Source organism: Pluralibacter sp., assembly GCF_019237635.1.
GTDB lineage: Bacteria > Pseudomonadota > Gammaproteobacteria > Enterobacterales > Enterobacteriaceae > Enterobacter_B.
In genome coordinates this window covers 1-25,302 of sequence record NZ_JAFAGS010000093.1, presented here as the reverse complement: position 1 = coordinate 25,302, position 25,302 = coordinate 1, and the positions used below count along the sequence as shown (strand labels likewise).

Sequence of the window (25,302 nt, the reverse complement as noted above, 5' to 3'; positions counted from 1 at the left end):
GATCAAAGGTAAGGGCGGCCGCTTCCGTCAGAACTTGCTGGGTAAGCGCGTCGACTACTCGGGCCGTTCGGTCATCGTGGTGGGTCCGCAGCTGAAACTGCACCAGTGCGGTCTGCCGAAGCTGATGGCGCTGGAACTGTTCAAGCCATTCATCTTCAACAAGCTCGAACTGATGGGTCTGGCGACCACCATCAAGGCCGCCAAGAAGCTGGTCGAGATGCAAGAGCCGGTGGTGTGGGACATCCTGGAAGAAGTGATCCGCGAACACCCGATCATGCTGAACCGTGCACCAACCCTGCACCGTCTGGGTATCCAGGCCTTTGAACCGGTACTGATCGAAGGTAAAGCTATCCAGCTGCACCCGCTGGTTTGTGCGGCATATAACGCCGACTTCGATGGTGACCAGATGGCTGTTCACGTACCGCTGACGCTGGAAGCCCAGCTCGAAGCGCGTGCGCTGATGATGTCTACCAACAACATCCTGTCCCCAGCGAACGGCGAACCTATCATCGTTCCGTCTCAGGACGTTGTATTGGGTCTGTACTACATGACCCGCGACTGTGTTAACGCCAAAGGCGAAGGCATGGTGCTGACTGGCCCGAAAGAAGCTGAGCGTATTTATCGCGCTGGCCTGGCCTCTCTGCATGCGCGCGTTAAAGTGCGTATCACCGAATACGAAAAAGATGACAACGGCGAATTCGTTGCGAAGACCAGCCTGAAAGACACGACCGTTGGCCGTGCCATTCTGTGGATGATCGTACCGAAAGGTCTGCCTTTCTCCATCGTCAACCAGGCGCTGGGCAAGAAAGCTATCTCCAAAATGCTGAACACCTGTTACCGCATTCTGGGCCTGAAGCCGACCGTTATCTTCGCTGACCAGACCATGTACACCGGTTTTGCTTACGCTGCGCGCTCAGGTGCGTCCGTAGGTATCGACGACATGGTTATCCCGGAGAAGAAACACGAGATCATCTCTGAAGCGGAAGCCGAAGTTGCTGAGATCCAGGAGCAGTTCCAGTCTGGTCTGGTGACCGCGGGCGAACGCTATAACAAAGTTATCGATATCTGGGCTGCGGCGAACGATCGTGTATCCAAAGCGATGATGGATAACCTGCAAACCGAAACCGTGATTAACCGTGACGGCGTTGAAGAGCAGCAGGTTTCCTTCAACAGCATCTACATGATGGCCGACTCCGGTGCGCGTGGTTCTGCAGCACAGATTCGTCAGCTGGCAGGTATGCGTGGTCTGATGGCGAAGCCGGATGGCTCCATCATCGAAACGCCAATCACCGCGAACTTCCGTGAAGGTCTGAACGTACTCCAGTACTTCATCTCCACGCACGGTGCGCGTAAAGGTCTGGCGGATACCGCACTGAAAACCGCGAACTCCGGTTATCTGACGCGTCGTCTGGTTGACGTTGCGCAGGATCTGGTGGTGACCGAAGACGATTGCGGCACGCTGGAAGGCATCACCATGACCCCGGTTATCGAGGGTGGCGATGTTAAAGAGCCGCTGCGCGATCGCGTACTGGGTCGTGTTACCGCGGAAGACGTCCTGAAGCCGGGTACCGCAGACATTCTGGTACCACGCAACACGCTGCTGCATGAGCACTGGTGTGACCTGCTGGAAGCGAACTCTGTTGACTCAGTGAAAGTGCGTTCCGTTGTATCCTGTGACACCGACTTTGGTGTATGTGCGCACTGCTATGGTCGTGACCTGGCGCGTGGCCACATCATCAACAAAGGTGAAGCTATCGGCGTTATCGCGGCACAGTCCATCGGTGAACCCGGTACACAGCTGACGATGCGTACGTTCCACATCGGTGGTGCGGCATCTCGTGCGGCTGCAGAATCCAGCATTCAGGTGAAAAACAAGGGTAGCATCAAGCTGTCCAACGCCAAGTCTGTTGTGAACTCTGCTGGCAAGCTGGTGGTAACCTCCCGTAACACTGAGCTGAAACTGATCGACGAATTCGGTCGTACCAAAGAAAGCTATAAAGTGCCTTACGGTGCGGTGATGGCGAAGGGTGATGGTGAGCAGGTTGCCGGCGGTGAAACCGTAGCAAACTGGGATCCGCATACCATGCCAGTTATCACTGAAGTGTCTGGTTTCATTCGCTTCACTGACATGATCGACGGCCAGACGATTACGCGTCAGACCGACGAACTGACCGGCCTGTCTTCCCTGGTGGTTCTGGATTCCGCAGAACGTACTACCGGTGGTAAAGACCTGCGTCCGGCACTGAAAATCGTTGACGCTAACGGCGATGATGTTCTGATCCCGGGCACCGACATGCCGGCTCAGTACTTCCTGCCGGGTAAAGCGATTGTTCAGCTGGAAGACGGTATTCAGATAAGCTCCGGTGACACCCTGGCGCGTATTCCTCAGGAATCCGGCGGTACCAAGGATATTACCGGTGGTCTGCCGCGCGTTGCGGACCTGTTCGAAGCACGTCGTCCGAAAGAGCCGGCAATCCTGGCTGAAATCAGCGGTATCATTTCCTTCGGTAAAGAGACCAAAGGTAAACGCCGTCTGGTGATCACCCCGGTTGATGGCAGCGATCCGTACGAAGAGATGATTCCGAAGTGGCGTCAGCTCAACGTGTTTGAAGGTGAACGCGTAGAACGCGGTGACGTGGTTTCCGACGGTCCGGAAGCGCCGCACGACATTCTGCGTCTGCGTGGCGTTCACGCGGTAACCCGTTACATCGTGAACGAAGTGCAGGACGTTTACCGTCTGCAGGGCGTTAAGATCAACGATAAACACATCGAAGTTATCGTTCGTCAGATGCTGCGTAAAGCTACCATCGTGAACGCGGGCAGCTCCGAGTTCCTCGAAGGTGAGCAGGTTGAATACTCCCGCGTTAAGATCGCTAACCGCGATCTGGAAGCGGATGGCAAGATTAGCGCAACCTTCGCGCGCGATCTGCTGGGTATCACCAAAGCGTCTCTGGCTACCGAGTCCTTCATCTCTGCGGCATCGTTCCAGGAAACGACCCGCGTTCTGACCGAAGCGGCTGTTGCGGGTAAACGCGACGAACTGCGCGGTCTGAAAGAGAACGTTATCGTCGGTCGTCTGATCCCGGCAGGTACCGGTTATGCGTACCACCAGGACAGAATCCGCCGTCGTGCAGCGGGCGAAGCTCCGGCAGCACCGCAGGTGAGCGCGGAAGAAGCGTCTGCCAGCCTGGCAGAACTGCTGAACGCAGGCCTGGGCGGTTCTGACAACGATTAATCGTTCACGTTAGTGCGATAAGTCGAAAAGGCCAGTCTGATGACTGGCCTTTTTTATTGCCTTTTTTCTAACCTGTTATCCTTTCCGTACTGCTGAAATAATGTGCGTCGTCTCACTTCGATCTCGCTTACGCTTAACTATACTGCATCCAATATTGCGTCATACCCTACCCATAAAACTGGATAATTATCATGAATATAAAAGCGTATTCTTATTTTATCAGTACCGCTGTGGCTCTGACGTTGTCAGCGGCGATGATAACGCCCGCGTTTTCTGCCGATGCGCCGGTTCATAAACCCAAAATAGCGCTGGTGATGAAGTCACTGGCGAATGAATTTTTCCTGACCATGGAAAATGGCGCAAAAGATTATCAAAAGCAAAATGCCGATAAATTCGATCTGGTTTCCAACGGGATTAAGAATGAAACGGATACCGCCAGCCAGATCCAGATTGTCGAACAGATGATAGTCTCGAAGGCGGATGCCATTATTATTGCGCCGTCGGATTCGAAGGCGATGGTACCGGTGGTGAAAAAGGCGATTGATGCCGGAATATTAGTGATCAATATCGACAATAAATTCGATGACGCGGTGCTTAAGGATAAAGGGTTGAACATCCCGTTTGTGGGGCCGAATAACCGCAAAGGGGCGAAAGATATTGGCGATTATCTGGCAAAACATCTGAAGGCGGGTGACGAGGTGGGCATTATTGAAGGCATCCCAACGTCGACCAACTCCCAGCAGCGTACTCTGGGCTTCCAGGATGCGATGTCGCAGGGGGGAATGAAGGTTGTTTCCGTACAGTCTGGCCAATGGGAAATGAATAACGCGAACGCCATTGCCGCCGCGATGCTGAGCGAATATCCCAATATTAAGGCGCTGCTGGCGGATAATGACAATATGGCGCTGGGGGCGGTCTCCGCGATTCGCGCAGCGGGGAAACGCGGCCAGGTACAGGTCGTCGGCTATGACAATATCGACGCTATCAAGCCGATGCTGCAGGATGGCCGTGTGCTGGCCACCGCAGATCAGTTCGCTTCTCAACAGGCAGTTTTTGGTATCAATACGGCGCTGGAAGCCCTGAAAGCCGGTAAAAAGCAGAGCGAGCTTTCCGGTAGCATTGAAACGCCGGTCAAACTGATCGTGAAGCAATAAGCGGCAATTTGACCCTCCGGGGCGGTGCAAACGCCCCGGAGGTTTCCGGGATTCGACAGAGTGGGTATTGCGTGCGAAATGGCTGACTATCAAGAGATCCTGTCAATGTCCGGCGTGGGTAAAACCTACAGCGAGCCGGTGCTGACCAATATCAATCTGACGTTGTATTCCGGGAAAGTGCTGGCGCTGACTGGCGAAAATGGCGCAGGGAAAAGTACACTCTCGAAAATTATCGGCGGCCTGATTTTGCCGACCACAGGCAGCATGACCTGTCTTGGGCAGCCTTACGCCCCCGCCAGCCGTAAGGAGGCGGAAAAGCTCGGCATTCGCATGGTCATGCAGGAGCTGAACCTGTTGCCCACGCTGACCATCGCCGAGAATCTCTTTCTCGATCGGTTGCCCAATCGGGGCGGGTGGATAAACCGTAAGCGCCTGCGTGAGATGTCCGTGCCGGTGATGGAGATGGTCGGCCTGCAGGCGCTCGATCCCGATATGCTGGTGGGAGAACTCGGTATAGGTCATCAGCAGATGATTGAGATCGCCCGTAATCTGATCGGCGACAGCCGTATTCTTATCCTCGATGAACCTACCGCGATGCTGACCAACCGCGAAGTTGAGCTGCTGTTCGCGCAAATTCGGCAATTTAAACAACGTGGCGTGTCGCTGATATATATCTCCCATCGTCTTGATGAACTGGCGCAGATTGCGGATGACATTATGGTATTGCGGGACGGCAATATGGTCTGTACCGATGACATCAGGCGTTACAGCAGCGACCAACTGGTCTCACTGATGGTCGGACGCGATCTCGACAGCAGCTTTGACGTCAGCGCCCGCCGCCAGGGAAATCCGATACTGAAGGTCGAACACTTTACGCGCGGCGACGTTTTGCAGGATATCTCCTTAACGCTGCATCGTGGCGAGGTGCTGGGCATCAGTGGGCTGGTCGGCGCCGGACGCACTGAGCTGATGCGGGCTATTTTCGCTGCCGACCGTATCGATAGCGGCCAGCTGTGGGTGGGCGACCCGCTGAAGGCCGTGGCGCTTCGCTCGCCCGCGGAGGCGATCGCGCATCGCATTGCCCTTGTCACTGAAGATCGTAAAGGCGAGGGGCTTCTGTTGCCGCAGTCCGTGGCGGCGAATACGTCGCTTGGCAATAGTGACAAAATTAGTCGTCTGTCGTGGCTCGACATGGGCCGGGAGATAAGGCTGGCGCAGAAATATATCAGCCGTCTGGGGATTCGTACATCGGGTACGGAACTGGCGGTCGATAGCCTGTCAGGCGGCAACCAGCAGAAGGTATTGATTAGTCGCTGGCTGGAGCGAAGCTGCGATGTCATTCTCTTCGATGAGCCGACGCGCGGCATTGACGTTGGCGCTAAGCGGGATATCTATCTGTTACTGAATGAATTAACGCAAAGCGGGAAAGGGCTAATCGTCGTCTCCAGCGATTTGCGTGAACTGATGTTGATTTGCGATCGTATTGCGGTGCTTTCCGCCGGCAAGCTGGTGGAGACGTTTACTCGCGACAACTGGACGCAGGATGCCATTCTGGCCGCCGCGTTTTCCGGTTATCAGCACGCCACGGGGAGTTTACATAATGAGTAATACATCGCTACCGGTCAGCGCGCGGCCCGCGACATGGCGCGGATTAAGCAGCTATCTGGGACTGCTCGGCGCGCTGCTGGCAATGGTTATCCTGTTTTCATTTCTCAGCGATCATTTCCTCAGCCTGAATACCTTTAGCACGATAGCGAACCAGATCCCCGACCTGATGGTCATGTCGGTCGGCATGACCTTTGTGCTGATTATTGCCGGAATTGATCTGTCGGTTGGCTCCGTGCTGGCGCTGTCGGCCGCCGTGGTGAGCGTGACCTATCTGAATCTGCACTGGTCTCCCTGGTTTGCGGCTATCGCCGGTATTGTGGTGGCGACGGCGGTAGGTTCATTAACCGGCCTGATCTCCGTTATCTGGCGTATTCCCACCTTTATTGTCTCGCTAGGGATGTTGGAGATAGCTCGGGGTAGTGCCTACCAGTTGACCGATTCACGCACAGCATATATTGGCTCCAGCTTTGATTTTCTTGCGGACCCGATCGTGTTTGGCATTTCACCGTCGTTCGTCATTGCCGTACTGGTCATTCTGGCGGGGCATCTGGTTCTGACCCGCACGATTTTCGGCCGTCACCTGATTGGTATTGGCACCAATGAGGAGGCAGTACGGTTATCAGGTATCAACCCTGCGCCTTATAAAGTGGTGGTCTTTGCGCTGATGGGGGCGTTGTCCGGGCTCGCGTCGCTATTCCAGGTCGCGCGTCTGGAGGCGGCCGATCCGAACGGCGGTGTGGGGATGGAGCTTCAGGTGATTGCTGCGGTCGTTATCGGCGGCACAAGCCTGATGGGCGGACGGGGTTCTGTTATTTGTACTTTCCTTGGCGCGTTGATTATCTCCGTTCTGGCGGCAGGTCTGGCGCAAATCGGCGCCAGCGAACCGACAAAACGCGTGATCACCGGGGTGGTCATCGTTGTTGCCGTTGTGCTTGATACCTACCGCAGCCAACGCCAGAAAAAGTAGCAAGGCAAGAGGAGAAAAGAGGCACCATTTTGGTGCCCTTTATCGTCCCGTGGTCCGGGTATTAGTTGACCGCAGGGAGACGGCGATACAGCTCAATCATGTCGCCCGCCAGGTCCTGAATGACCATTGCATTCATCAGATGATCCTGGGAGTGTACGGTAATCAGGTTCACCGGCAGCTTGCCGGTACCTTCGTCCAGGCCAATCAGCTGGGTCTGAATGGTATGCGCATGCTTCACGAAATCATGTGACTCATCCATCGCTTTTTGCGCCCCTTCAAAGTCGCCTTTACGGGCCAGCTGCAGGGCGGTTAGCGCTGAACTCCGGGCGGCGCCGGCGTTAACCAGCAGCTCCATGATGATTGATTCCAAATCTTCCACGACTCACTCCATCAGCTTGAGGGCTTTTTCAAGAACGACATCGCCTTTCATCATGCCGTAATCCATCATATCAATGACGGCGACTTTCTTACCCAGTGGGTCGGCTTGCGCCTGCAGTTTTGCCTGCTCGTATTTTACTTGCGGCCCCAGCAGGACGATATCCGCCGTGGCGATATTGTCTTTGAACTCGGCGACGGGGACGGCCTTAATCGAAACCTCAACGCCTTTTTTCTGTGCGGCGTCTTTCATACGTTGAACCAGCATGCTGGTGGACATGCCTGCTGCACAGCATAAAACAATGTTCTTCATAGTCAGCCTCAATGTACATGTGTTTATTGATACTTATCTTGTGGCGGGCGCTGTCACAACCGCTTTGCAGCGATTGTGTGTCGGGTATCACAAAGAAATCACGCTTACACTGAAACCGGTTACATTTCGGGTAAATGACGTGCTGGTAAAGCGAAGGCAGGGCGAAAACGAGGAAGAAACCTTTCGCCCTGGACAGCTTCCGTTGCTGACCTTGAGAGGATAAAAAACCGGGAGATAATCAACAATCTCCCGATGTTTATATTACGAGGCTGCCCGACATCTTTATGACATATTGCAGGCGCTTTCATTATCTCTGCGAGGTGCGCCCCAACCAGCTATCCCAGTCTTTCCATACCGGCTGTAAACCTCGTGCGGCGATGGCGCTGGCAACCTCTTGCGGGCGTCGGCCATCATGCGGCGAGAACTGCTCCAGCTCCGGATGGTCATCGGCATAACCTCCCGGCTGCGTTTTGGAAAACGCGCTGACATGGGTGATGGCCAGTGGGATGACGTGGTCGCGAAACTGGGGCGATTCCCGCGTTGACAGCGAAAGTTCTGCCTCCGGCGCCAGCAGACGAAACGCGCAGATGGTCTGAACCAACTGTTTCTCGTCCATTAGCGATGCGGGCTGGATACCGCCGGCGCACGGGCGCAGGCGCGGGAAAGAGATGGAGTAGCGGCTTTGCCAGTAGCGCTGCTGTAGCCACAGCAGATGCTCTGCCACCATGTAACAGTCCACTCGCCAGCTGTCAGAAAGCCCGATCAGCGCGCCAAGACCTATCTTGTCGATACCGGCCCGGCCGAGTCGGTCCGGCGTTTCCAGCCGCCAGAAGAAGTCCTGCTTGTTCCCTTTGAGGTGATGCCGGGAATATTCCGCTTCATGATAGGTTTCCTGATAGACCATCACGCCGTCCAGACCAAGGTTTTTTAGCTCGGCATACTCAGCCTGGGACAGCGGTTGCACCTCCATTTGCAGCGAGGCGAACTGGCGGCGAATGGCGGGCAGGTGACGGCGAAAATAGTCCATGCCGACCTTGCTCTGATGCTCCCCGGTGACCAGCAACAGATGCTCAAACCCGAGGGCGCGAATGGCCTGGCATTCACGGGCTATCTCCTCTGCATCCAGCGTTTTGCGTTTGATGCGGTTGCTCATGGAGAAGCCGCAGTAGGTGCAGTCGTTGGCGCAGAGGTTGGAAAGGTAAAGCGGAACGTAAAAACTGACGGTGTTGCCAAAGCGCTGTCGGGTCAACCGCTGCGCGCGTTGCGCTATCGCTTCAAGGTAGCCGCTGGCGGCGGGCGACAGCAGCGCCATCATGTCGTCCCGGCTGAGCGTGCGCGCATTCAGCGCGCGCTCTACGTCGTCGACGGTTTTGCTGTTGATGCGCAGGCGAATATCGTCCCAGTCCAGCTGCCGCCAGCGGTCGGTAAAGGTTTCCATTACAGCGCCTCCAGAAAACCGGTCAGCGGGCTGGTGGCCTGGGCATGGCGGCTGCGTGCGCCGGGTACCGCCTCACGGGCCAGTACGCCAGCGCCGACGGCCAGGCGAAACGCATGCGCCATTTTCACCGGGTCATCGGCGACGGCAATCGCCGTATTCACCAACACGGCGTCGGCGCCCATTTCCAGCGCCGATGCCGCATGGCTGGGGACGCCGATCCCGGCATCAACCACCACGGGGACGGTGGCCTGCTGAATGATGATCTCCAGCATCGCCCGGGTCTCCAGCCCCTGGTTGGAGCCAATCGGCGCACCCAACGGCATCACCGCGGCGCAGCCGACCTCCTCCAGCCGCTTGCACAGCACCGGGTCCGCGCCGCAGTAGGGGAGAACCACAAACCCTTGCCTGACCAGCCGCTCCGCCGCCTTCAGCGTTTCGATAGGGTCCGGCAGCAGCCAGCGCGCGTCAGGATGAATTTCCAGTTTGAGCCAGTTCGTCCCCAGCGCTTCTCGCGCAAGCCCGGCGGCGAACACCGCTTCTTCGGCCGTTTTAGCGCCGGAGGTATTGGGCAGCAGCGATACGCCAGCCTCCCGTAGCGGCGCGAGGATCGCATCATTGTGTTGACGCAAATCCACGCGCTTCATCGCCAGCGTCACCAACTGGCTGCCCGACGCGCGGACAGCGTCGACCATCAGCTGCGGCGTGGCGAATTTTCCGCTGCCGGTGAACAGATGCGATTCAAAGGTTTTATCCGCAATACGTAACATCTCAGCCTCCCGCGATCGCCTGAAAAAGCAGAATGGTGTCACCGTCCTGCAGCAATTGTTCATCCCACTGCGCGCGGGGAAGAATCTGTTGGTTAAGCGCCAGCGCCATACCCGGCCTGAGTTGTTGCAACTGCGCCAGTAGTGCGGAAACACTCAGTGCGGACGGGCATTCCACCACGTCTTCGTTAACGATGATTTTCATGGCGGCCTCCGCATACCGGGCAGCCGTCGGCGCGCCTGAGCGTCAGGGTGCGCCAGCTGTTGGCGCGGGCGTCAAACAGGCGCAGCGCGTCATGCTGTGTTTCCATGCCGCAGAGCAGCTTAATGGTCTCCAGCGCCTGGAGCGCGCCCATCACCCCGACCACCGGGCCAACGACCCCGGCGGTACGACAGTTACGCTCCGGTTCGACATCATCCGGCCACAGACAGCGGTAGCATCCGTGCGTCCAGGGTGGAGACAGCACCATCATCTGGCCGCCGAAACCGACGGCGCTGGCGGTAATCAGCGGCGTGTCCGTTTTCACGCAGGCGGCATTAATCGCCTGACGCGTCGCCATGTTGTCCGTGCAGTCGAGCACGACGTCGGCGTTGGCAACCTCGCGGGTCAGCGCGTCGCCGACAAGGCGCTCTTGCAGAGCAACCAGCGTAATATCCGGATTCAGACGGGATAAGCGTGCGTGGGTAGCCTGCGATTTCGGCCGGTTGATGTCGTCAGCGGTAAACAGAATTTGCCGCTGCAGGTTGCTCAGGTGCACGTCGTCGTCGTCCGCCAGAACCAGCGTGCCGACCCCGGCGCCCGCCAGGTACAGCGCGGCGGGTGAGCCTAGGCCGCCGAGACCCACAATCAGCACCCGACTGGCGAGCAGCCGTTCTTGCCCGTCGATGGCGATATCCTCCAGCAAAAGCTGTCGGCTATAGCGCATGAAGTCGCTGTCATTCATCGCCTGCTCCTGCCATATCGAGCAACTGTGCGGTCGCCAACTGCCAGTCCGCGGCCTGGGTAATGGCGCTGACGACCGCCACGCTGCCGACGCCGGTCGCCAGGACAGACGGCGCGCGCTCAAGGCTGATGCCGCCGATGGCGACGGTTGGGTAATTGACCAGCCGCGCCAGGTGCCGTGTGAGTTGCTCCAGCCCCTGTGGCGCAGAGGGCATCTGCTTGGTCTGCGTCGGGAAAATGTGGCCGAGCGCGATATAGGAAGGACGGGCCGCCAGCGCCACGTCGATCTCCATATCGTCATGGGTGGAGACGCCGAGACGTAAACCGGCAGCGCGAATGGCGGCCAGGTCGGTGGTTTGCAAATCTTCCTGACCCAGGTGTACGCCATAGGCCTGATGGGTAACCGCCAGCTGCCAGTAATCATTGATGAACAGCCGGGCGTTATAGCGACGACCCAGCGTAATCGCCGCGACGACATCGGCTTCCACCTCGTCGTCGCGCTTATCTTTGATGCGCAGTTGCAGGGTGCGTACGCCCGCGTCCAGCAGGCGCGCAATCCATTCCACGCTGTCGACCACCGGATACAGCCCTAAACGAAGCGGCACCGGCGGAAAATCGGGCTGGTACATCAGACCTCCTCCTTACGCAGATAAATTTCCCCGCCTTTGGCGCGGAAGCTCTCCGACATATCCGCCATCCCGACGTCGATCGCCTGCTTCGCCGCGTAATCGCGCACTTCCTGGGTGATTTTCATCGAGCAGAATTTCGGTCCGCACATTGAGCAGAAATGGGCCACCTTGCCGGATTCCTGCGGCAGGGTTTCATCGTGATAAGCGCGGGCAGTGAACGGATCAAGCGCGAGGTTAAACTGATCTTCCCAGCGGAATTCGAAGCGTGCTTTTGACATCGCGTTATCGCGAATCTGCGCGCCTGGGTGACCTTTGGCGAGGTCAGCGGCGTGGGCGGCGATTTTGTAGGTAATCAGCCCCTGCTTCACATCCTCTTTATTCGGCAGGCCGAGGTGCTCTTTTGGCGTGACGTAACAGAGCATCGCGCAGCCAAACCAACCGATCATCGCCGCGCCAATGCCGGAAGTGAAGTGGTCGTAACCCGGCGCGATATCAGTAGTTAACGGTCCTAAGGTGTAGAACGGCGCTTCGTGGCAGTGTTCCAGCTCTTCGGTCATGTTGCGCTGGATCATCTGCATCGGCACGTGACCCGGGCCTTCAATCATCACCTGTACGTCGTACTCCCAGGCGATTTTGGTCAGTTCGCCCAGCGTATGCAGTTCGGCAAACTGCGCTTCGTCGTTGGCGTCCTGAATCGAGCCCGGACGCAGTCCATCGCCTAATGAGAGGGAAACGTCGTAGGCGGCGCAGATCTCGCAAATTTCGCGGAAGTGTTCGTAGAGAAAGTTTTCGCTGTGATGGGAGAGGCACCATTTTGCCATGATTGAACCACCACGCGAGACGATACCGGTCAGGCGTTTAGCGGTCATTGGCACATAGCGCAGCAGCACGCCCGCGTGGATAGTGAAGTAGTCCACGCCCTGTTCGGCCTGTTCCAGCAGCGTATCGCGAAACGCCTCCCAGGTAAGATCTTCGGCGATCCCGTTAACCTTCTCCAGCGCCTGGTAGATCGGCACGGTGCCGATCGGTACCGGACTGTTGCGCAGGATCCATTCGCGGGTTTCGTGGATGTAGCGCCCGGTAGAGAGATCCATCACCGTGTCTGCGCCCCAGCGGGTGGACCAGACCAGTTTCTCCACCTCTTCCTCGATAGACGAGGTGACCGCCGAATTGCCGATATTGGCGTTGACCTTCACCAGGAAGTTGCGGCCGATAATCATCGGTTCTGACTCAGGGTGGTTGATGTTGGCGGGGATAATGGCGCGGCCAGCAGCCACTTCGTCACGCACGAATTCCGGCGTGATGTTCTCCGGCAGGCGAGCGCCAAAGTTCATACCTGGGTGCTGGTGGCGCAGCACTTCACTGCGAATACGCTCGCGGCCCATATTTTCACGGATGGCGATAAATTCCATCTCCGGCGTGACGATCCCCTGACGGGCATAGTGCAGCTGCGTCACGCGTTTGCCCGCTTTAGCGCGCTGGGGCGTCAGCAGGCCGGTGAAGCGCAGTTCGTCAAGGCCGTCATCCGCCAGACGCGCTTTGGTATACGCGGAGCTGCGGTCAGCCAGCGGCTCGCTGTCGTTGCGTGCGGCAATCCACGGTTGGCGCAGCTTCGCCAGACCCTGCTGAACGTCGATTGCGATATCCGGGTCGCCGTACGGACCGGAGGTATCGTATACCGGCACGGCTTCGTTATCTTCGAACTGCGGGTGCTCTTTCGTCCCGCCGATGAACGTCGGGCTGAGCTGAATTTCGCGCATCGGTACGCGAAGATCGTGTGATGCACCGGTGATGTAGATACGTTTTGAGTTCGGAAAGGCGGTGCCTTCGAGCGTATCGATAAAGTGTTGGGCCTGTGCGCGCTGTTCGCGGCGGGTCAGTTTTTGTGCAGACATAGCTCATTCCAAAAAAGAAAGGACGTGGCTTGTCAGACGACGGATGAAGCAAGAGGCGAGATCGCCCGATGGCGATACAGCAGCAGTGTAACTCTTGTTCCCTTCGCAGGTATTAGCCTGATCAGGTTCCGCGGATCCCGAATAAACGGTCTCAGCCCAGCTGGGCACTCCGACAAGATAAACCCTCGCCCATACGGCGAGGTAGTGCGATGTAAACTACGCGTTAACGCTTAAGATCTCAAGCTGGACGTGCAATATGACTGACGCCATTGGCGCCGCCTTTAAGATGGTTATCAAACGCCAGCACGATAAGCCGGTCTTCCAGCGTGAAGCGGGCGTCCAGCGCTTCGCCAAGGCTCGACAGCGCCTTCTGAAAATCCATGCAGTTGTCGTCATCGATGGCGTTTTCCAGGCTGGAATCATAGATATCCATGATCTGCTGGGTATTGGCTTCCAGCAGCGGATAAATCTTGTTAGTGGCTAAAAGTGGACTGTCGCCTTCCATTTCACCCACAATGCGCTCATAAATATTGAAGTGACCGGCGGAGAGATAGTCCACCAGGCGTTGGCAAAAATCGTCCAGCGCCTTTTCATTAAGGCGCATGTAGGATCCTTTGCCCGGCTTAATGCCGACCAGATTGTAGTAGGCGACGAGCAGATGTTTACGGACCAGTAGCCAATGATCGATAAAGTGATTATTTCCACCCACGCGTTCTGTCAGGCTTTCTAATTGGTTTAGCATGATTGACTCCACACGTTTAAGATTGAAAACTGCTCAGCCCAAAATGTAAAGATAATGTAAACACGGTGCCAGTGAAGCGAAGGTAGTGCAATAGACATGGATCGAATAATTGAAAAATTAGATCGTGGTTGGTGGATCGTCAGCCACGAACAAAAATTATGGCTTCCCCGCGGTGAAATACCATACGGTGAAGCGGGAAATTTCGATCTTGTGGGGCAACCCGCAATGCGGATCGGCGAATGGCAGGGCTACCCTGTCTGGCTCGTGCAGCAGGCGCGCCGCCATGATATGGGCACGGTTCGTCAGGTGCTCGATCAGGACGTTGGCCTGTTCCAGCTGGCCGGTCGCGGCGTACAGCTCGCCGAATTCTACCGTTCGCATAAATTCTGCGGCTACTGCGGCCATACCATGCATCCGAGCAAAACAGAATGGGCCATGCTCTGCCGCCACTGCCGCGAGCGTTATTACCCGCAGATCGCGCCCTGCATTATTGTCGCTATCCGCCGCGATGATTCGATTCTGCTGGCGCAGCATACCCGCCATCGCAACGGCGTCCATACCGTCCTGGCGGGCTTTGTCGAAGTCGGGGAAACCCTTGAGCAGGCCGTTGCGCGTGAGGTGATGGAAGAGAGCGGCATTCGGGTGAAAAACCTGCGCTATGTCACCTCGCAGCCGTGGCCGTTTCCGCAGTCGTTGATGACCGCCTTTATGGCGGACTATGACAGCGGCGACATCGTTATCGACCCGAAAGAGCTGCTGGACGCTGACTGGTATCGCTTCGACGACCTGCCGCTGTTGCCGCCGCCGGGTACTGTCGCGCGCCGTCTGATCGAAGATACCGTGGCAATGTGTCGGGCAGAGTACGAGTGATGGTACACTGACCGCCTGACGCATTAAGGAACTGCAAACATGACCGAACTGAAGAACGATCGTTATCTGCGTGCGCTGTTGCGCCAGCCTGTTGATGTCACTCCGGTGTGGATGATGCGCCAGGCGGGTCGCTATTTGCCGGAATACAAAGCGACACGGGCGCAGGCGGGCGATTTTATGTCGCTGTGCAAAAATGCGGAGCTGGCCTGTGAAGTGACACTACAGCCGCTGCGCCGCTATCAGCTTGATGCGGCGATCCTCTTTTCGGATATTCTGACCATCCCTGATGCGATGGGGCTTGGGCTCTATTTTGAAACGGGCGAAGGCCCGCGCTTTACCTCGCCGATCGCCTGTAAGGCGGATGTCGAAAAGCTGCCGGTGCCCGATCCGGAGCAAGAGCTTGGCTACGTGATGAACGCGGTGCGCACCATTCGCCGCGAGCTGAAAGGCGACGTCCCGCTGATCGGTTTTTCCGGCAGCCCGTGGACGCTGGCGACTTACATGGTGGAAGGCGGCAGCAGCAAAGCGTTCAGCGTGATCAAAAAAATGATGTACGCCGATCCGCAGGCGCTGCATCTGCTGCTCGATAAGCTGGCGAAAAGCGTCACGCTGTATCTGAACGCGCAAATCCGCGCGGGCGCGCAGTCGGTGATGATTTTCGATACCTGGGGCGGCGTGCTGACCGGACGTGATTATCAGCAGTTCTCGCTCTACTACATGCATAAGATTGTCGATGGCCTGCTGCGTGAAAACGAAGGTCGTCGCGTACCGGTGACGCTGTTCACTAAAGGTGGCGGCCAGTGGCTGGAAGCGATGGCGGCAACGGGCTGCGACGCGCTGGGTCTTGACTGGACAACCGATATTGCCGATGCGCGTCGCCGTGTAGGCGATAAAGTGGCGCTGCAGGGCAATATGGACCCCTCCATGCTGTATGCTCCACCGGCATGCATTGAGGAAGAGGTGTCGACGATCCTCGCGGGCTTCGGCCATGGCGAAGGCCACGTCTTTAACCTTGGGCACGGCATTCATCAGGACGTTCCGCCGGAGCATGCGGGCGCGTTTGTCGACGCGGTGCACCGTCTGTCGGCGCAATACCATCAGTAAGGACGCGATATGGATCTGGCGACGCTTCGCCTGCAGCAACAGGCGCTGGCCTCCTCGGTGATCCGTGAGGATTGGCTTGATGTCTACCCGCCGCGCTGGATCGGCGGCGCGGACGTTGGGTTCGAACAGGACGGAGAGGTCACCCGCGCAGCCATGGTGGTGCTTACGTACCCGGCGCTTGAGCTGGTGGAGTACAAAGTCGCCCGCATTGCCACCACCATGCCGTATATCCCCGGTTTTCTTTCCTTTCGCGAGTATCCTGCGCTGCTGGCGGCGTGGGAGCAGCTCTCGCAAAAACCCGATCTGCTGTTCGTCGATGGTCACGGCATTTCGCATCCTCGCCGTCTGGGCGTCGCCAGCCACTTCGGGTTGCTGGTGGATGTGCCGACGATCGGTGTGGCGAAAAAGCGGCTGTGCGGTCAGTTTGAGCCCTTGTCTGCGGAACCCGGCGCCCTGGCGCCGCTGCTGGATAAAGGCGAACCGCTGGCTTGGGTGTGGCGCAGCAAGGCGCGCTGTAATCCGCTGTTTGTCTCTACCGGCCATCGAGTGAGTCAGGATAGCGCGCTGGCGTGGGTGCAGCGCTGTATGCGGGGCTACCGTCTGCCGGAGCCGACGCGCTGGGCCGATGCCGTTGCCTCTGAGCGCCCGGCGTTTCGCAGGCTGCAAGCAATTCACCCCTGATTCAGGTACACTTCCGCTCATTACCGATTCTGAGATCTCATCATGTTACAAAACCCGATTCATCTGCGTCTGGAGAAGCTGGAAAGCTGGCAGCACGTCACCTTTATGGCCTGCCTGTGCGAGCGCATGTACCCTAACTACGCCATGTTCTGCAAGCAAACGGCGTTTGCCGACGGGCAGTTGTATCGTCGTATTCTCGATCTGGTCTGGGAAACGCTGACGGTGAAAGACGCGAAGGTGAACTTCGACAGCCAACTGGAGAAGCTGGAAGAGTCGATTCCCGTTGCGGACGATTTCGATATGTACGGCGTTTATCCGGCAATCGACGCCTGCGTGGCGCTCAGCGAACTGATTCACTCCCGTTTAAGTGGTGAAACCCTCGAACATGCCGTGGAAGTGAGCAAGAGCTCAATCACCACCGTCGCCATGCTGGAAATGACCCAGGCAGGTCGGGAAATGACCGATGAAGAGCTCAAAGTTAACCCGGCGGTAGAGCAGGAATGGGATATTCAGTGGGAGATTTTCCGGCTTCTGGCCGATTGCGAAGAACGCGATATTGAGCTGATCAAAGGGCTGCGGGCAGACCTCCGCGAGGCTGGCGAGAGCAATATCGGTATAATTTTTGAGCGATGAGACCAGAAAACGTGATTTACCGCCTGATTTGTCGTGCCTGAAGGCTTCACATCTGCCCCCCGTCTGGTCTACATTTGGGGGGCGAAAAAAAGTGGCTATCGGTGCGTGTATGCAGGAGAGTGCTTTTCAGGCATTTCCGTCGCACTCGATGCTTAGCAAGCGATAAACACATTGTAAGGATAACTTATGAACAAGACTCAACTGATTGATGTAATTGCGGACAAGGCTGATCTGTCTAAAGCACAGGCAAAAGCTGCTCTGGAATCCACCCTGGCTGCTATTACTGAGTCTCTGAAAGAAGGCGATGCTGTACAACTGGTTGGTTTCGGTACCTTCAAAGTGAACCACCGCGCTGAGCGTACTGGCCGCAACCCGCAGACCGGTAAAGAAATCAAAATCGCCGCAGCTAACGTGCCGGCATTTGTTTCTGGTAAAGCACTGAAAGACGCCGTTAAGTAAGACCGCGTGGCAGTGAACAGTTTTAACGAGGGGGCGGTTTCGCCCCTTTTGTCTGGTTGGCGTCGTGCGTTAGTGCTGGCGGGCGTTGTGCTGCTTTCTGCCTGTAGCCGTCAATCTGCGCTCCCTCCCTTTACCGCCAGCGGCTACGCCGACAATGAAGGCGCTGTGCGCATCTGGCGTAAGGACAGCGACGGCGAAACCCATCTTCTGGCCGCGTTCAGCCCGTGGCATAGCGGAAATACGTCTCTCAGCGAATATCGCTGGCAGGACGACACGCTTTCTCTCATCGAACTTAACATCTACGGCAAACCGCCGGAACATGTGAAGGTGCGCTTCGATCCCCGGGGCGATCTCAGCTTTATGCAGCGTGAAGTCGATAGCCAAAAGCAGCAGCTTTCCAACGATCAGATTGCCCTGTACCGCTACCAGGCCCAGCAGATTCGCCAGACCAGCGATGCCCTGCGTCAGGGGCGTGTTGTGCTGCATCAGGGACGTTGGCATAAAGATGGCTCCGTTACCACCTGCGAAGGGCAGACGGTCAAACCCGACCTCGACAGTCAGGCGATAAGCCATATTGAGCGCCGCCAGAGCCACTCCTCGGTGGAGTTGAGCGTGGCATGGCTGGAGGCGCCGGAAGGTTCACAGCTGCTGCTGGTGGCGAATGAAGACTTCTGTACCTGGCAGCCGAAGGCAAAAACTTTTTAAATCTGGCGCGGTTTACCAGTGACCCATGCCGCCTCCATGACCACCGCATCCGCCGTAACCCATGCCTCCGCGAGGTACGCCCGCTTTCGCCAGCGCAATATCGCGCTGAACCCGGCTTTCATCCAGCGACTGGTTTAGCGACGCCATCTCTTTGGCGACCGCATTGATTTTATCGCTGTCCGGGGCGCTGGCGATGAGTAACGCGTTATATTCATAGCGCTTGGACGCCAGCTGCTGGCGCAGCGCGCTGGTTTGCGCGTAATACTGGTCATAAATGGTTTGGGATGCTGTTTGTTGCTCTGGCGTGAGCTGGCTGTAGCCTTGTTGCCATCTTCCGTCGTTATGTTCCCACCCAGCCAGAGCAGAGGGGGCGTGAAGCGCCAGCGTAGAAAAGACAGCCGCTGCCAAAAACATTCGTTTTTTTTGTCCCATTTTTTTGTTTCCTTTCATATTCCATGGTTACTCATCGATACTCATAGCAATTTTCATGCCTGTTTTTTCTGTGCTGGCGCGGGGTAGGCAGGGGCAAAAAAGCGCGGAGGCGAGTAAAAATGACTCGCAGACAACATAAAGCGAGTCATTTCGACTCGCATGAAGAATCAACCGCTCGCCAGATTGGGACAGTCTGGATAAAAAGTGGCATGATCACCGTTCATAAAAGGATATTCGGGAGGAGTGGCTCCTGTGCGATTGGGAAAATATGCGCCCGTACTCTGGCTCAGTTGGCTGGTGCCTGGGGCGGTTCTGATGTTAATTGCTCTGCTGACCGTATTGGCGATACGGGGGTTTGAACGCGAAATCCATACAGAGCAGCAGACGATGCTGGAAAAAGGCGTGGTGCTTATTCGGGCGCTGGAGTCTGGCGCCCGCGTGGGGATGGGGATGCGTATGCATCACATTCAGCTACAGCAACTGCTGGAGGAAATGGCATGGCAGCCCGGAGTACTCTGGTTTGCGGTGACGGATGAGCAAGGGAATATTCTGGCGCACAGCAATCCGGCGCGGGTTGGGGAAATGCTCTATCCCGCGCAGGAGATGGCTCAGTTGCCTATTACCGATTCCGTGCTCTGGCGACGAACGACGACGAGCGATGCCTCGGGACGACCATTACCGACGTTTGAAATTTATCGTAAATTTCAACTAAAAACGTCAGAGCAATGCCAGGGTATACCGCATGGGTGGGATGCCAGAGATATAACCTCCGGGGGGCAGGTCATTTTTGTCGCCTTTGATGCGCGCGAGCTGGATAGCGCCAATCGCAGAGAGCAACGTAACGCAGCGTTTATGTTGTCGGCATTAGCCGCCGTCTTGTTGATGACCGTGCTGTCGATATTCTGGTTTCGCCGTTATCAGCAGTCGCGCCATTTGTTGTTGGAGGCAAATAAGCGTAAGGAGAAACTCCAGGCGCTCGGGCATCTGGCGGCCGGGGTGGCGCACGAGGTCCGCAACCCGCTCTCCTCCATCAAGGGGATCGCGAAGTACTTCGCCGAACGCACGCAGCAAGGCGGCGAATCCCACGAGCTGGCGCAGGTGATGGCCAAAGAGGCCGACAGGTTAAATCGGGTGGTGAGTGAACTGCTGGAGCTGGTGAAACCGGCGCACCTGGCCTTGCAGTTGGTCGATCTTAATGACGTTATCTCCCACTCACTGCAACTGGTGAGCCAGGATGCGCAGAGCCGGGACATTGCGCTGCACTATGCTCCCAACGCGAGTCTGTGTCGGATAGAGGCCGACCCGGACAGGCTGACGCAGGTACTGCTGAATCTCTATCTGAACGCCATTCATGCGATAGGACGCCAGGGGACGATTCAGGTTGAGGCCCGCGAATGCGACGGGCAGCGGGTGAGAATCGTGGTTCGCGATAGTGGTCAAGGCATTGCGCCCGAACAGCTGCAGGCGATTTTTACGCCGTACTTCACGACAAAAGCCGACGGAACGGGGTTAGGGTTAGCGGTGGTGCAAAACATCATCGAGCAGCATGGCGGCACCATTCAGGCGACAAGCGTTGTTGGAAGCGGGGCGGTATTTACCCTCGACTTACCGGTGAAAGTAAAACAGCAGAAGGACTGACAGGGATGACGAACGTTAACATCGACGTACTGGTGGTGGATGACGATGTCAGCCATTGCACGATTTTACAGGCGCTGCTGCGCGGCTGGGGATATCAGGTTGCGCTAGCCCATAGCGGCAAGGCGGCGTTACGTCAGGTGCATGACCATGTCTTTGACGTGGTGCTGTGCGACGTGCGGATGGCGGAAATGGACGGCATTGATACGCTCAAAGAGATTAAAGCGCTCAATCCGGCGATCCCTGTGCTGATCATGACCGCCTTCTCCAGCGTTGAAACGGCAGTGGAGGCGATAAAAAGCGGCGCGCTGGATTACCTCATCAAGCCGCTGGATTTTGACCGCCTGCAGGAGACGTTAGCGCAGGCGCTCGCGCATACCCGCGAGCCAGAGGCCGAGTCCTCCCCGGTTTCGGCGGCGCAGTTTGGTATGGTTGGCCGCAGCCCGGCGATGCAGCATTTGCTCAATGATATCGCCATGGTGGCGCCTTCGGACGCGACGGTGCTGATTCACGGTGATTCCGGAACCGGTAAAGAGCTGGTGGCCCGGGCGCTACACGCCAGTAGCGCCCGCGGTGCGAAACCGCTGGTGGCGCTGAATTGCGCGGCGCTAAATGAATCCCTGTTGGAGTCTGAGCTGTTTGGTCATGAAAAGGGGGCGTTTACCGGCGCGGACAGGCGTCGGGAAGGGCGCTTTGTCGAAGCGGACGGCGGCACTCTGTTTCTGGATGAGATTGGCGACATTTCACCGCTGATGCAGGTACGGCTGCTGCGGGTTATTCAGGAGCGGGAAGTGCAGCGCGTCGGTAGCAATCACACGATTTCCGTCGACGTCAGGCTTATCGCCGCCACGCACCGCGATTTAGCGCAGGAGGTGAGCGCCGGGCGCTTTCGCCAGGATCTCTACTACCGGCTGAACGTGGTGACGATTGAGATGCCGTCGCTACGCCAGCGCCGTGAGGACATCCCGCTGCTGGCTGAACATTTCCTGCAGCGTTACACCGGGCGCAACCGTAAAGTGGTGAAAGGGTTTACGCCGCAGGCGATGGATTTGCTGATTCATTACGACTGGCCGGGCAATATCCGCGAGCTGGAAAACGCCATCGAACGGGCCGTTGTTTTGTTGACCGGGGAGTTTGTCTCTGAACGTGAGCTGCCGTTGGCGATTGCCGCTACGCCGATAAAAGCGCTGCAGGCGCACGATATTCAGCCGCTGGTGGAGGTGGAGAAAGAGGTCATTCAGGCGGCGCTGGAGAAAACGGGCGGCAACAAAACCGAAGCCGCCCGTCAGTTGGGGATCACGCGCAAAACGCTGCTGGCAAAACTCTCGCGTTAGTCCTGCTCGCGCGCGATGGCGCGGTAGCCGATATCGTTACGGCTAAAGCTGCCGTCCCAGTGAATATCGGTCATCAGCTGATACGCGCGTTGCTGCGCCTCGGCGACAGTATCGCCCAGCGCGGTCACGCACAGTACACGACCGCCGTTGGTCAGTACCCGATCGTCATCAGAGAGTCGGGTGCCCGCGTGGAAGACTTTACCGCCTTCCACCTCTTCCAGCGGCAGACCGTGGATCTCATCGCCGTTGCGATAGCTTCCCGGGTAGCCGCCCGCAGCCATTACCACGCCCAGTGAAGCACGGGTATCCCAGCGGGAGGTCTTATCCCCCAGTTTGCCGTCGCAGGCCGCCAGGCACAGCTCAACCAGGTCGGACTGCAGGCGCAGCATGATCGGCTGAGTTTCCGGATCGCCGAAGCGGCAGTTGAATTCGATAACCTTCGGGTTACCCTGTTTGTCGATCATCAGACCGGCATACAGGAAACCGGTATAGGTGTTTCCTTCTGCCGCCATTCCGCGCACCGTGGGCCAAATGATCCGTTCCATCGTACGCTGGTGAACTTCGTCCGTGACCACTGGGGCAGGCGAGTAGGCGCCCATGCCGCCAGTGTTCGGGCCGGTATCGCCGTCGCCGACGCGCTTATGATCCTGGCTGGTGGCCATCGGTAACACGTGCTCGCCGTCCACCATGACGATAAAGCTGGCTTCTTCACCATCCAGGAACTCTTCAATCACGATGCGGTGACCCGCGTCGCCAAAGGCGTTACCGGCCAGCATATCCTGGACTGCGGCTTCCGCTTCCTCGAGCGTCATCGCAACGATAACGCCTTTACCGGCGGCAAGACCGTCTGCTTTGATAACGATCGGCGCGCCTTTCTCGCGCAGATACGCCAGCGCAGGTTCTACCTCGGTGAAGTTCTGGTATTCCGCTGTCGGGATGTGGTGGCGAGCGAGGAAATCTTTGGTGAAGGCTTTAGAACCTTCCAGCTGCGCGGCGCCTTCCGTTGGGCCAAAGATTTTCAGGCCCGCGGCGCGGAACGCATCAACCACGCCGATGACCAGCGGCGCTTCCGGGCCGACGATGGTCAGGTCAATCTTTTTATTCTGCGCGAAGTTCAGCAGTCCGGGGATATCCATCACGCCAATGGCGACGTTCTGCAGCGCAGGCTCCAGCGCGGTACCGGCATTGCCCGGCGCCACGAAAACGGTCTTTACCAGCGGCGACTGGGCGGCTTTCCAGGCCAGCGCGTGTTCGCGCCCGCCGTTGCCAATGATTAATACTTTCATTGTCTGCTCCAGAGATTAATGACGGAAGTGGCGCATATCGGTGAAGATCATTGCAATGCCGTGTTCGTCAGCAGCGGCAATGACCTCATCGTCACGGATAGAGCCGCCAGGCTGGATAACGCAGCTCACGCCAACGGCAGCGGCGGCATCGATACCATCGCGGAATGGGAAAAAGGCATCAGACGCCATCGCGGAACCTTTCACTTCCAGCCCTTCGTCGCCTGCTTTAATGCCGGCGATTTTGGCGGAGTAGACGCGGCTCATCTGGCCTGCGCCGATGCCGATGGTCATATTCTCTTTGGCGTAAACAATGGCGTTGGATTTCACGAACTTCGCCACCTTCCAGCAGAACAGCGCATCACGCAGTTCCTGCTCGGTGGGCTGGCGCTTGCTGACGACGCGCAGCTCGCCCGCAGTTACCATGCCGAGATCGCGGTCCTGCACCAGCAATCCGCCGTTGACACGTTTGAAGTCCAGACCCGGCACGCGTTCTGCCCACTGGCCGCAGACCAGCACGCGAACGTTTTGTTTGGCCGCCGTGATTTTCAGCGCCTCTTCGGTGGCTGACGGGGCGATAATCACTTCGACAAACTGACGAGAGATGATGGCTTGCGCGGTTTCGGCATCCAGCTCGCGGTTGAAGGCGATGATGCCGCCAAACGCGGAGGTCGGGTCGGTTTTATACGCGCGGTCGTAAGCGTCGAGAATCGAGGCGCTGACCGCGACGCCGCAAGGGTTAGCGTGTTTGACGATAACGCAGGCGGGCTCGCTGAATTCTTTCACGCACTCCAGCGCCGCATCGGTATCGGCGATGTTGTTATAGGAAAGCGCTTTGCCCTGTACCTGTTGTGCGGTTGCCACAGAGGCTTCTTTTACCTCTTCTTCTATATAGAAGGCAGCCTGCTGATGGCTGTTCTCGCCATAGCGCATATCCTGCTTCTTGATGAAGTTCAGGTTCAGGGTACGCGGGAAGCGGCCGGAGGCTTCCTGGGTGTCGCCATGATAGGCAGGCACCATGCTACCGAAGTAGTTGGCGATCATGCTGTCGTAGGCGGCGGTGTGCTCAAACGCTTTGATAGCGAGGTCGAAACGGGTAGCAAGCTGAAGAGAACCGTCGTTAGCATCCATTTCATTAATGATGGCGGTGTAGTCGCTGCTCTTCACCACGATAGCGACATCTTTATGATTCTTTGCCGCGGAGCGCACCATGGTCGGACCGCCGATATCGATGTTCTCGACGGCATCTTCCAGCGAGCAGCCAACGCGCGCTACGGTCTGGGCAAACGGATAGAGGTTAACAACAACCATATCGATCGGCGCGATCCCGTGTTGTTCCATAATGCCGTCGTCCTGGCCGCGACGGCCCAGAATACCGCCGTGCACTTTCGGATGCAGGGTTTTGACGCGCCCATCCATCATTTCCGGGAAACCGGTGTAATCGGACACTTCGGTTACCGGCAGACCTTTGTCTGCTAACAGGCGGGCTGTGCCCCCCGTAGACAGCAGCTCCACACCGCGTGCGGAAAGTGCCTGCGCGAATTCGACGATACCGGCTTTGTCAGAAACACTGAGCAATGCGCGGCGGACTGGACGACGTTGTTGCATGGTAAATCCCCTGGATTTGACGATTACAGAGAGCGTTAGCAGAGTTTTTCACGAAAAACTCTGCTAACGCCCCTTACGGGGCATCCTTGTTTCAGCCGGGGTATTTTAACGAAAACGTTTGCGCGCCGCTCGTGATTTTTCACTTTTTCGTAGCATTGTGGATAAGTCTGTGTGTAAACAGGTATAAGGCGGGGTTTTGCTGGGGAATGCAGCAGTCAGTCATTTTTCTGCAATTTTTCTATTGCGGCCGCTCGAGAACTCCCTATAATGCGCCTCCATCGACACGGCGGATGTGAATCACTTCACACAAACAGCCGGTTCGGTTGAAGAGAAAAATCCTGAAAATTGGGGTTGACTCTGAAAGAGGAAAGCGTAATATACGCCACCTCGCAACGGTGAGCGAAAGCCGCGTTGCACTGCTCTTTAACAATTTATCAGACAATCTGTGTGGGCACTCAAAGTGACATGGATTCTTAACGTCCTCGGACGAAAAAT

The 25,302-nt window shown here is 57.2% G+C and carries 25 protein-coding genes and 1 riboswitch; of the genes, 13 read left to right on the top strand and 12 right to left on the bottom strand.

All coding sequences use genetic code 11. The annotated features are described in order from the left end of the window. From rpoC to JO226_RS10980, 4 genes are all read left to right on the top strand, one after another. On the top strand, positions 1-3,235 hold a 3,235-nt coding region (gene rpoC, locus JO226_RS10995), incomplete at its 5' end, for a DNA-directed RNA polymerase subunit beta' (protein WP_293568465.1). A 191-nt stretch (positions 3,236-3,426) separates the two neighbouring features. Beyond that, complete coding sequence (locus tag JO226_RS10990; protein ID WP_293568462.1) at positions 3,427-4,389, top strand: sugar ABC transporter substrate-binding protein; 963 nt, start codon at positions 3,427-3,429, stop codon at positions 4,387-4,389. 78 nt (positions 4,390-4,467) lie between these two features. Further along, positions 4,468-5,997 carry a sugar ABC transporter ATP-binding protein gene (locus tag JO226_RS10985; RefSeq protein WP_293568459.1) on the top strand — a complete coding sequence of 510 codons (1,530 nt, stop codon included), beginning with the start codon at positions 4,468-4,470 and terminating at the stop codon, positions 5,995-5,997. Further along, the gene (locus JO226_RS10980; protein ID WP_293568456.1) at positions 5,990-6,964 is read left to right on the top strand and encodes an ABC transporter permease; all 975 of its coding nucleotides are present in this window, start codon (positions 5,990-5,992) and stop codon (positions 6,962-6,964) included. The genes JO226_RS10985 and JO226_RS10980 overlap by 8 nt, the downstream gene beginning before the upstream one ends. A 61-nt stretch (positions 6,965-7,025) precedes the next feature. On the opposite strand, the gene JO226_RS10975 is transcribed toward JO226_RS10980, so the two are convergent. Together JO226_RS10975 and JO226_RS10970 are read right to left on the bottom strand one after the other, a co-directional pair. After that, the gene (locus tag JO226_RS10975) at positions 7,026-7,343 is read right to left on the bottom strand and encodes a PTS lactose/cellobiose transporter subunit IIA (protein ID WP_293568453.1); all 318 of its coding nucleotides are present in this window, start codon (positions 7,341-7,343) and stop codon (positions 7,026-7,028) included. A 3-nt stretch (positions 7,344-7,346) separates the two neighbouring features. Further along, complete coding sequence (locus JO226_RS10970; protein WP_293568450.1) at positions 7,347-7,652, bottom strand: PTS sugar transporter subunit IIB; 306 nt, start codon at positions 7,650-7,652, stop codon at positions 7,347-7,349. Between JO226_RS10970 and JO226_RS10965 the strand changes: the two genes are divergently transcribed. After that, positions 7,606-7,875 carry a hypothetical protein gene (locus JO226_RS10965; protein ID WP_293568470.1) on the top strand — a complete coding sequence of 90 codons (270 nt, stop codon included), beginning with the start codon at positions 7,606-7,608 and terminating at the stop codon, positions 7,873-7,875. The genes JO226_RS10970 and JO226_RS10965 overlap by 47 nt on opposite strands. Before the next feature lie 84 nt (positions 7,876-7,959). On the opposite strand, the gene thiH is transcribed toward JO226_RS10965, so the two are convergent. From thiH to rsd, 7 genes are all read right to left on the bottom strand, one after another. Next, entirely contained in the window at positions 7,960-9,090 is a 1,131-nt protein-coding gene (gene thiH, locus JO226_RS10960; RefSeq protein ID WP_293568447.1) for a 2-iminoacetate synthase ThiH, read from the bottom strand. Further along, entirely contained in the window at positions 9,090-9,857 is a 768-nt protein-coding gene (gene thiG, locus JO226_RS10955) for a thiazole synthase (protein WP_293568444.1), read from the bottom strand. Before thiG ends, thiH begins: the two co-directional genes overlap by 1 nt. A gap of 1 nt (position 9,858) precedes the next feature. Then, complete coding sequence (gene thiS, locus JO226_RS10950; RefSeq protein WP_293568442.1) at positions 9,859-10,059, bottom strand: sulfur carrier protein ThiS; 201 nt, start codon at positions 10,057-10,059, stop codon at positions 9,859-9,861. Continuing rightward, the gene (locus JO226_RS10945; protein ID WP_293568440.1) at positions 10,043-10,798 is read right to left on the bottom strand and encodes a HesA/MoeB/ThiF family protein; all 756 of its coding nucleotides are present in this window, start codon (positions 10,796-10,798) and stop codon (positions 10,043-10,045) included. The genes thiS and JO226_RS10945 overlap by 17 nt, the downstream gene beginning before the upstream one ends. Next, positions 10,791-11,426 (bottom strand): thiamine phosphate synthase, encoded by a 636-nt coding sequence (gene thiE, locus JO226_RS10940; RefSeq protein WP_293568438.1) that lies wholly within the window; start codon positions 11,424-11,426, stop codon positions 10,791-10,793. Before thiE ends, JO226_RS10945 begins: the two co-directional genes overlap by 8 nt. Beyond that, a complete protein-coding gene (gene thiC / locus JO226_RS10935) occupies positions 11,426-13,321 on the bottom strand; it encodes a phosphomethylpyrimidine synthase ThiC (protein ID WP_293568436.1) in 1,896 nt (631 codons plus the stop codon). The genes thiE and thiC overlap by 1 nt, the downstream gene beginning before the upstream one ends. 81 nt (positions 13,322-13,402) lie before the next feature. Continuing rightward, positions 13,403-13,503: riboswitch (TPP riboswitch) on the bottom strand. Positions 13,504-13,559: 56 nt separating this feature from the next. Beyond that, complete coding sequence (gene rsd, locus JO226_RS10930; RefSeq protein WP_293568434.1) at positions 13,560-14,063, bottom strand: sigma D regulator; 504 nt, start codon at positions 14,061-14,063, stop codon at positions 13,560-13,562. Between the two features lie 96 nt (positions 14,064-14,159). On the opposite strand from rsd, the gene nudC reads away from it, so the two are divergent. The 6 genes from nudC to JO226_RS10900 all read left to right on the top strand — a co-directional run bounded on the left by nudC (position 14,160) and on the right by JO226_RS10900 (position 18,515). Continuing rightward, positions 14,160-14,933, top strand: coding sequence for an NAD(+) diphosphatase (nudC, locus tag JO226_RS10925; protein WP_293568432.1), 774 nt, complete (start codon positions 14,160-14,162; stop codon positions 14,931-14,933). A 39-nt stretch (positions 14,934-14,972) separates the two neighbouring features. After that, the gene (gene hemE / locus JO226_RS10920; protein WP_293568430.1) at positions 14,973-16,037 is read left to right on the top strand and encodes a uroporphyrinogen decarboxylase; all 1,065 of its coding nucleotides are present in this window, start codon (positions 14,973-14,975) and stop codon (positions 16,035-16,037) included. Between the two features lie 9 nt (positions 16,038-16,046). Continuing rightward, positions 16,047-16,718, top strand: coding sequence for a deoxyribonuclease V (gene nfi, locus JO226_RS10915; protein WP_293568427.1), 672 nt, complete (start codon positions 16,047-16,049; stop codon positions 16,716-16,718). A 42-nt stretch (positions 16,719-16,760) separates the two neighbouring features. Beyond that, on the top strand, positions 16,761-17,351 hold the full coding sequence (locus tag JO226_RS10910; RefSeq protein WP_293568424.1) for a YjaG family protein: 591 nt from the start codon (positions 16,761-16,763) through the stop codon (positions 17,349-17,351). Positions 17,352-17,537: 186 nt separating this feature from the next. Continuing rightward, on the top strand, positions 17,538-17,810 hold the full coding sequence (gene hupA, locus JO226_RS10905) for a nucleoid-associated protein HU-alpha (protein ID WP_002884342.1): 273 nt from the start codon (positions 17,538-17,540) through the stop codon (positions 17,808-17,810). Positions 17,811-17,822: 12 nt separating this feature from the next. Continuing rightward, positions 17,823-18,515, top strand: coding sequence for a DUF1481 domain-containing protein (locus JO226_RS10900; RefSeq protein ID WP_293568467.1), 693 nt, complete (start codon positions 17,823-17,825; stop codon positions 18,513-18,515). 12 nt (positions 18,516-18,527) lie between these two features. Here JO226_RS10900 and JO226_RS10895 read toward each other — a convergent pair whose 3' ends face one another. Further along, positions 18,528-18,947, bottom strand: a complete 420-nt coding sequence (locus JO226_RS10895) for a periplasmic heavy metal sensor (RefSeq protein ID WP_293567498.1) — start codon at positions 18,945-18,947, stop codon at positions 18,528-18,530. A 243-nt stretch (positions 18,948-19,190) separates the two neighbouring features. Between JO226_RS10895 and zraS the strand changes: the two genes are divergently transcribed. After that, on the top strand, positions 19,191-20,585 hold the full coding sequence (gene zraS / locus JO226_RS10890) for a two-component system sensor histidine kinase ZraS (RefSeq protein WP_293567496.1): 1,395 nt from the start codon (positions 19,191-19,193) through the stop codon (positions 20,583-20,585). A gap of 5 nt (positions 20,586-20,590) precedes the next feature. Beyond that, on the top strand, positions 20,591-21,916 hold the full coding sequence (zraR, locus tag JO226_RS10885; RefSeq protein ID WP_293567494.1) for a sigma-54-dependent response regulator transcription factor ZraR: 1,326 nt from the start codon (positions 20,591-20,593) through the stop codon (positions 21,914-21,916). On the opposite strand, the gene purD is transcribed toward zraR, so the two are convergent. After that, on the bottom strand, positions 21,913-23,202 hold the full coding sequence (gene purD / locus JO226_RS10880; RefSeq protein ID WP_293567492.1) for a phosphoribosylamine--glycine ligase: 1,290 nt from the start codon (positions 23,200-23,202) through the stop codon (positions 21,913-21,915). The two genes, zraR and purD, sit on opposite strands and share 4 nt — an antisense overlap. Before the next feature lie 15 nt (positions 23,203-23,217). Then, positions 23,218-24,807, bottom strand: coding sequence for a bifunctional phosphoribosylaminoimidazolecarboxamide formyltransferase/IMP cyclohydrolase (gene purH, locus JO226_RS10875; protein ID WP_293567490.1), 1,590 nt, complete (start codon positions 24,805-24,807; stop codon positions 23,218-23,220). Positions 24,808-25,302: the final 495 nt, after the last annotated feature.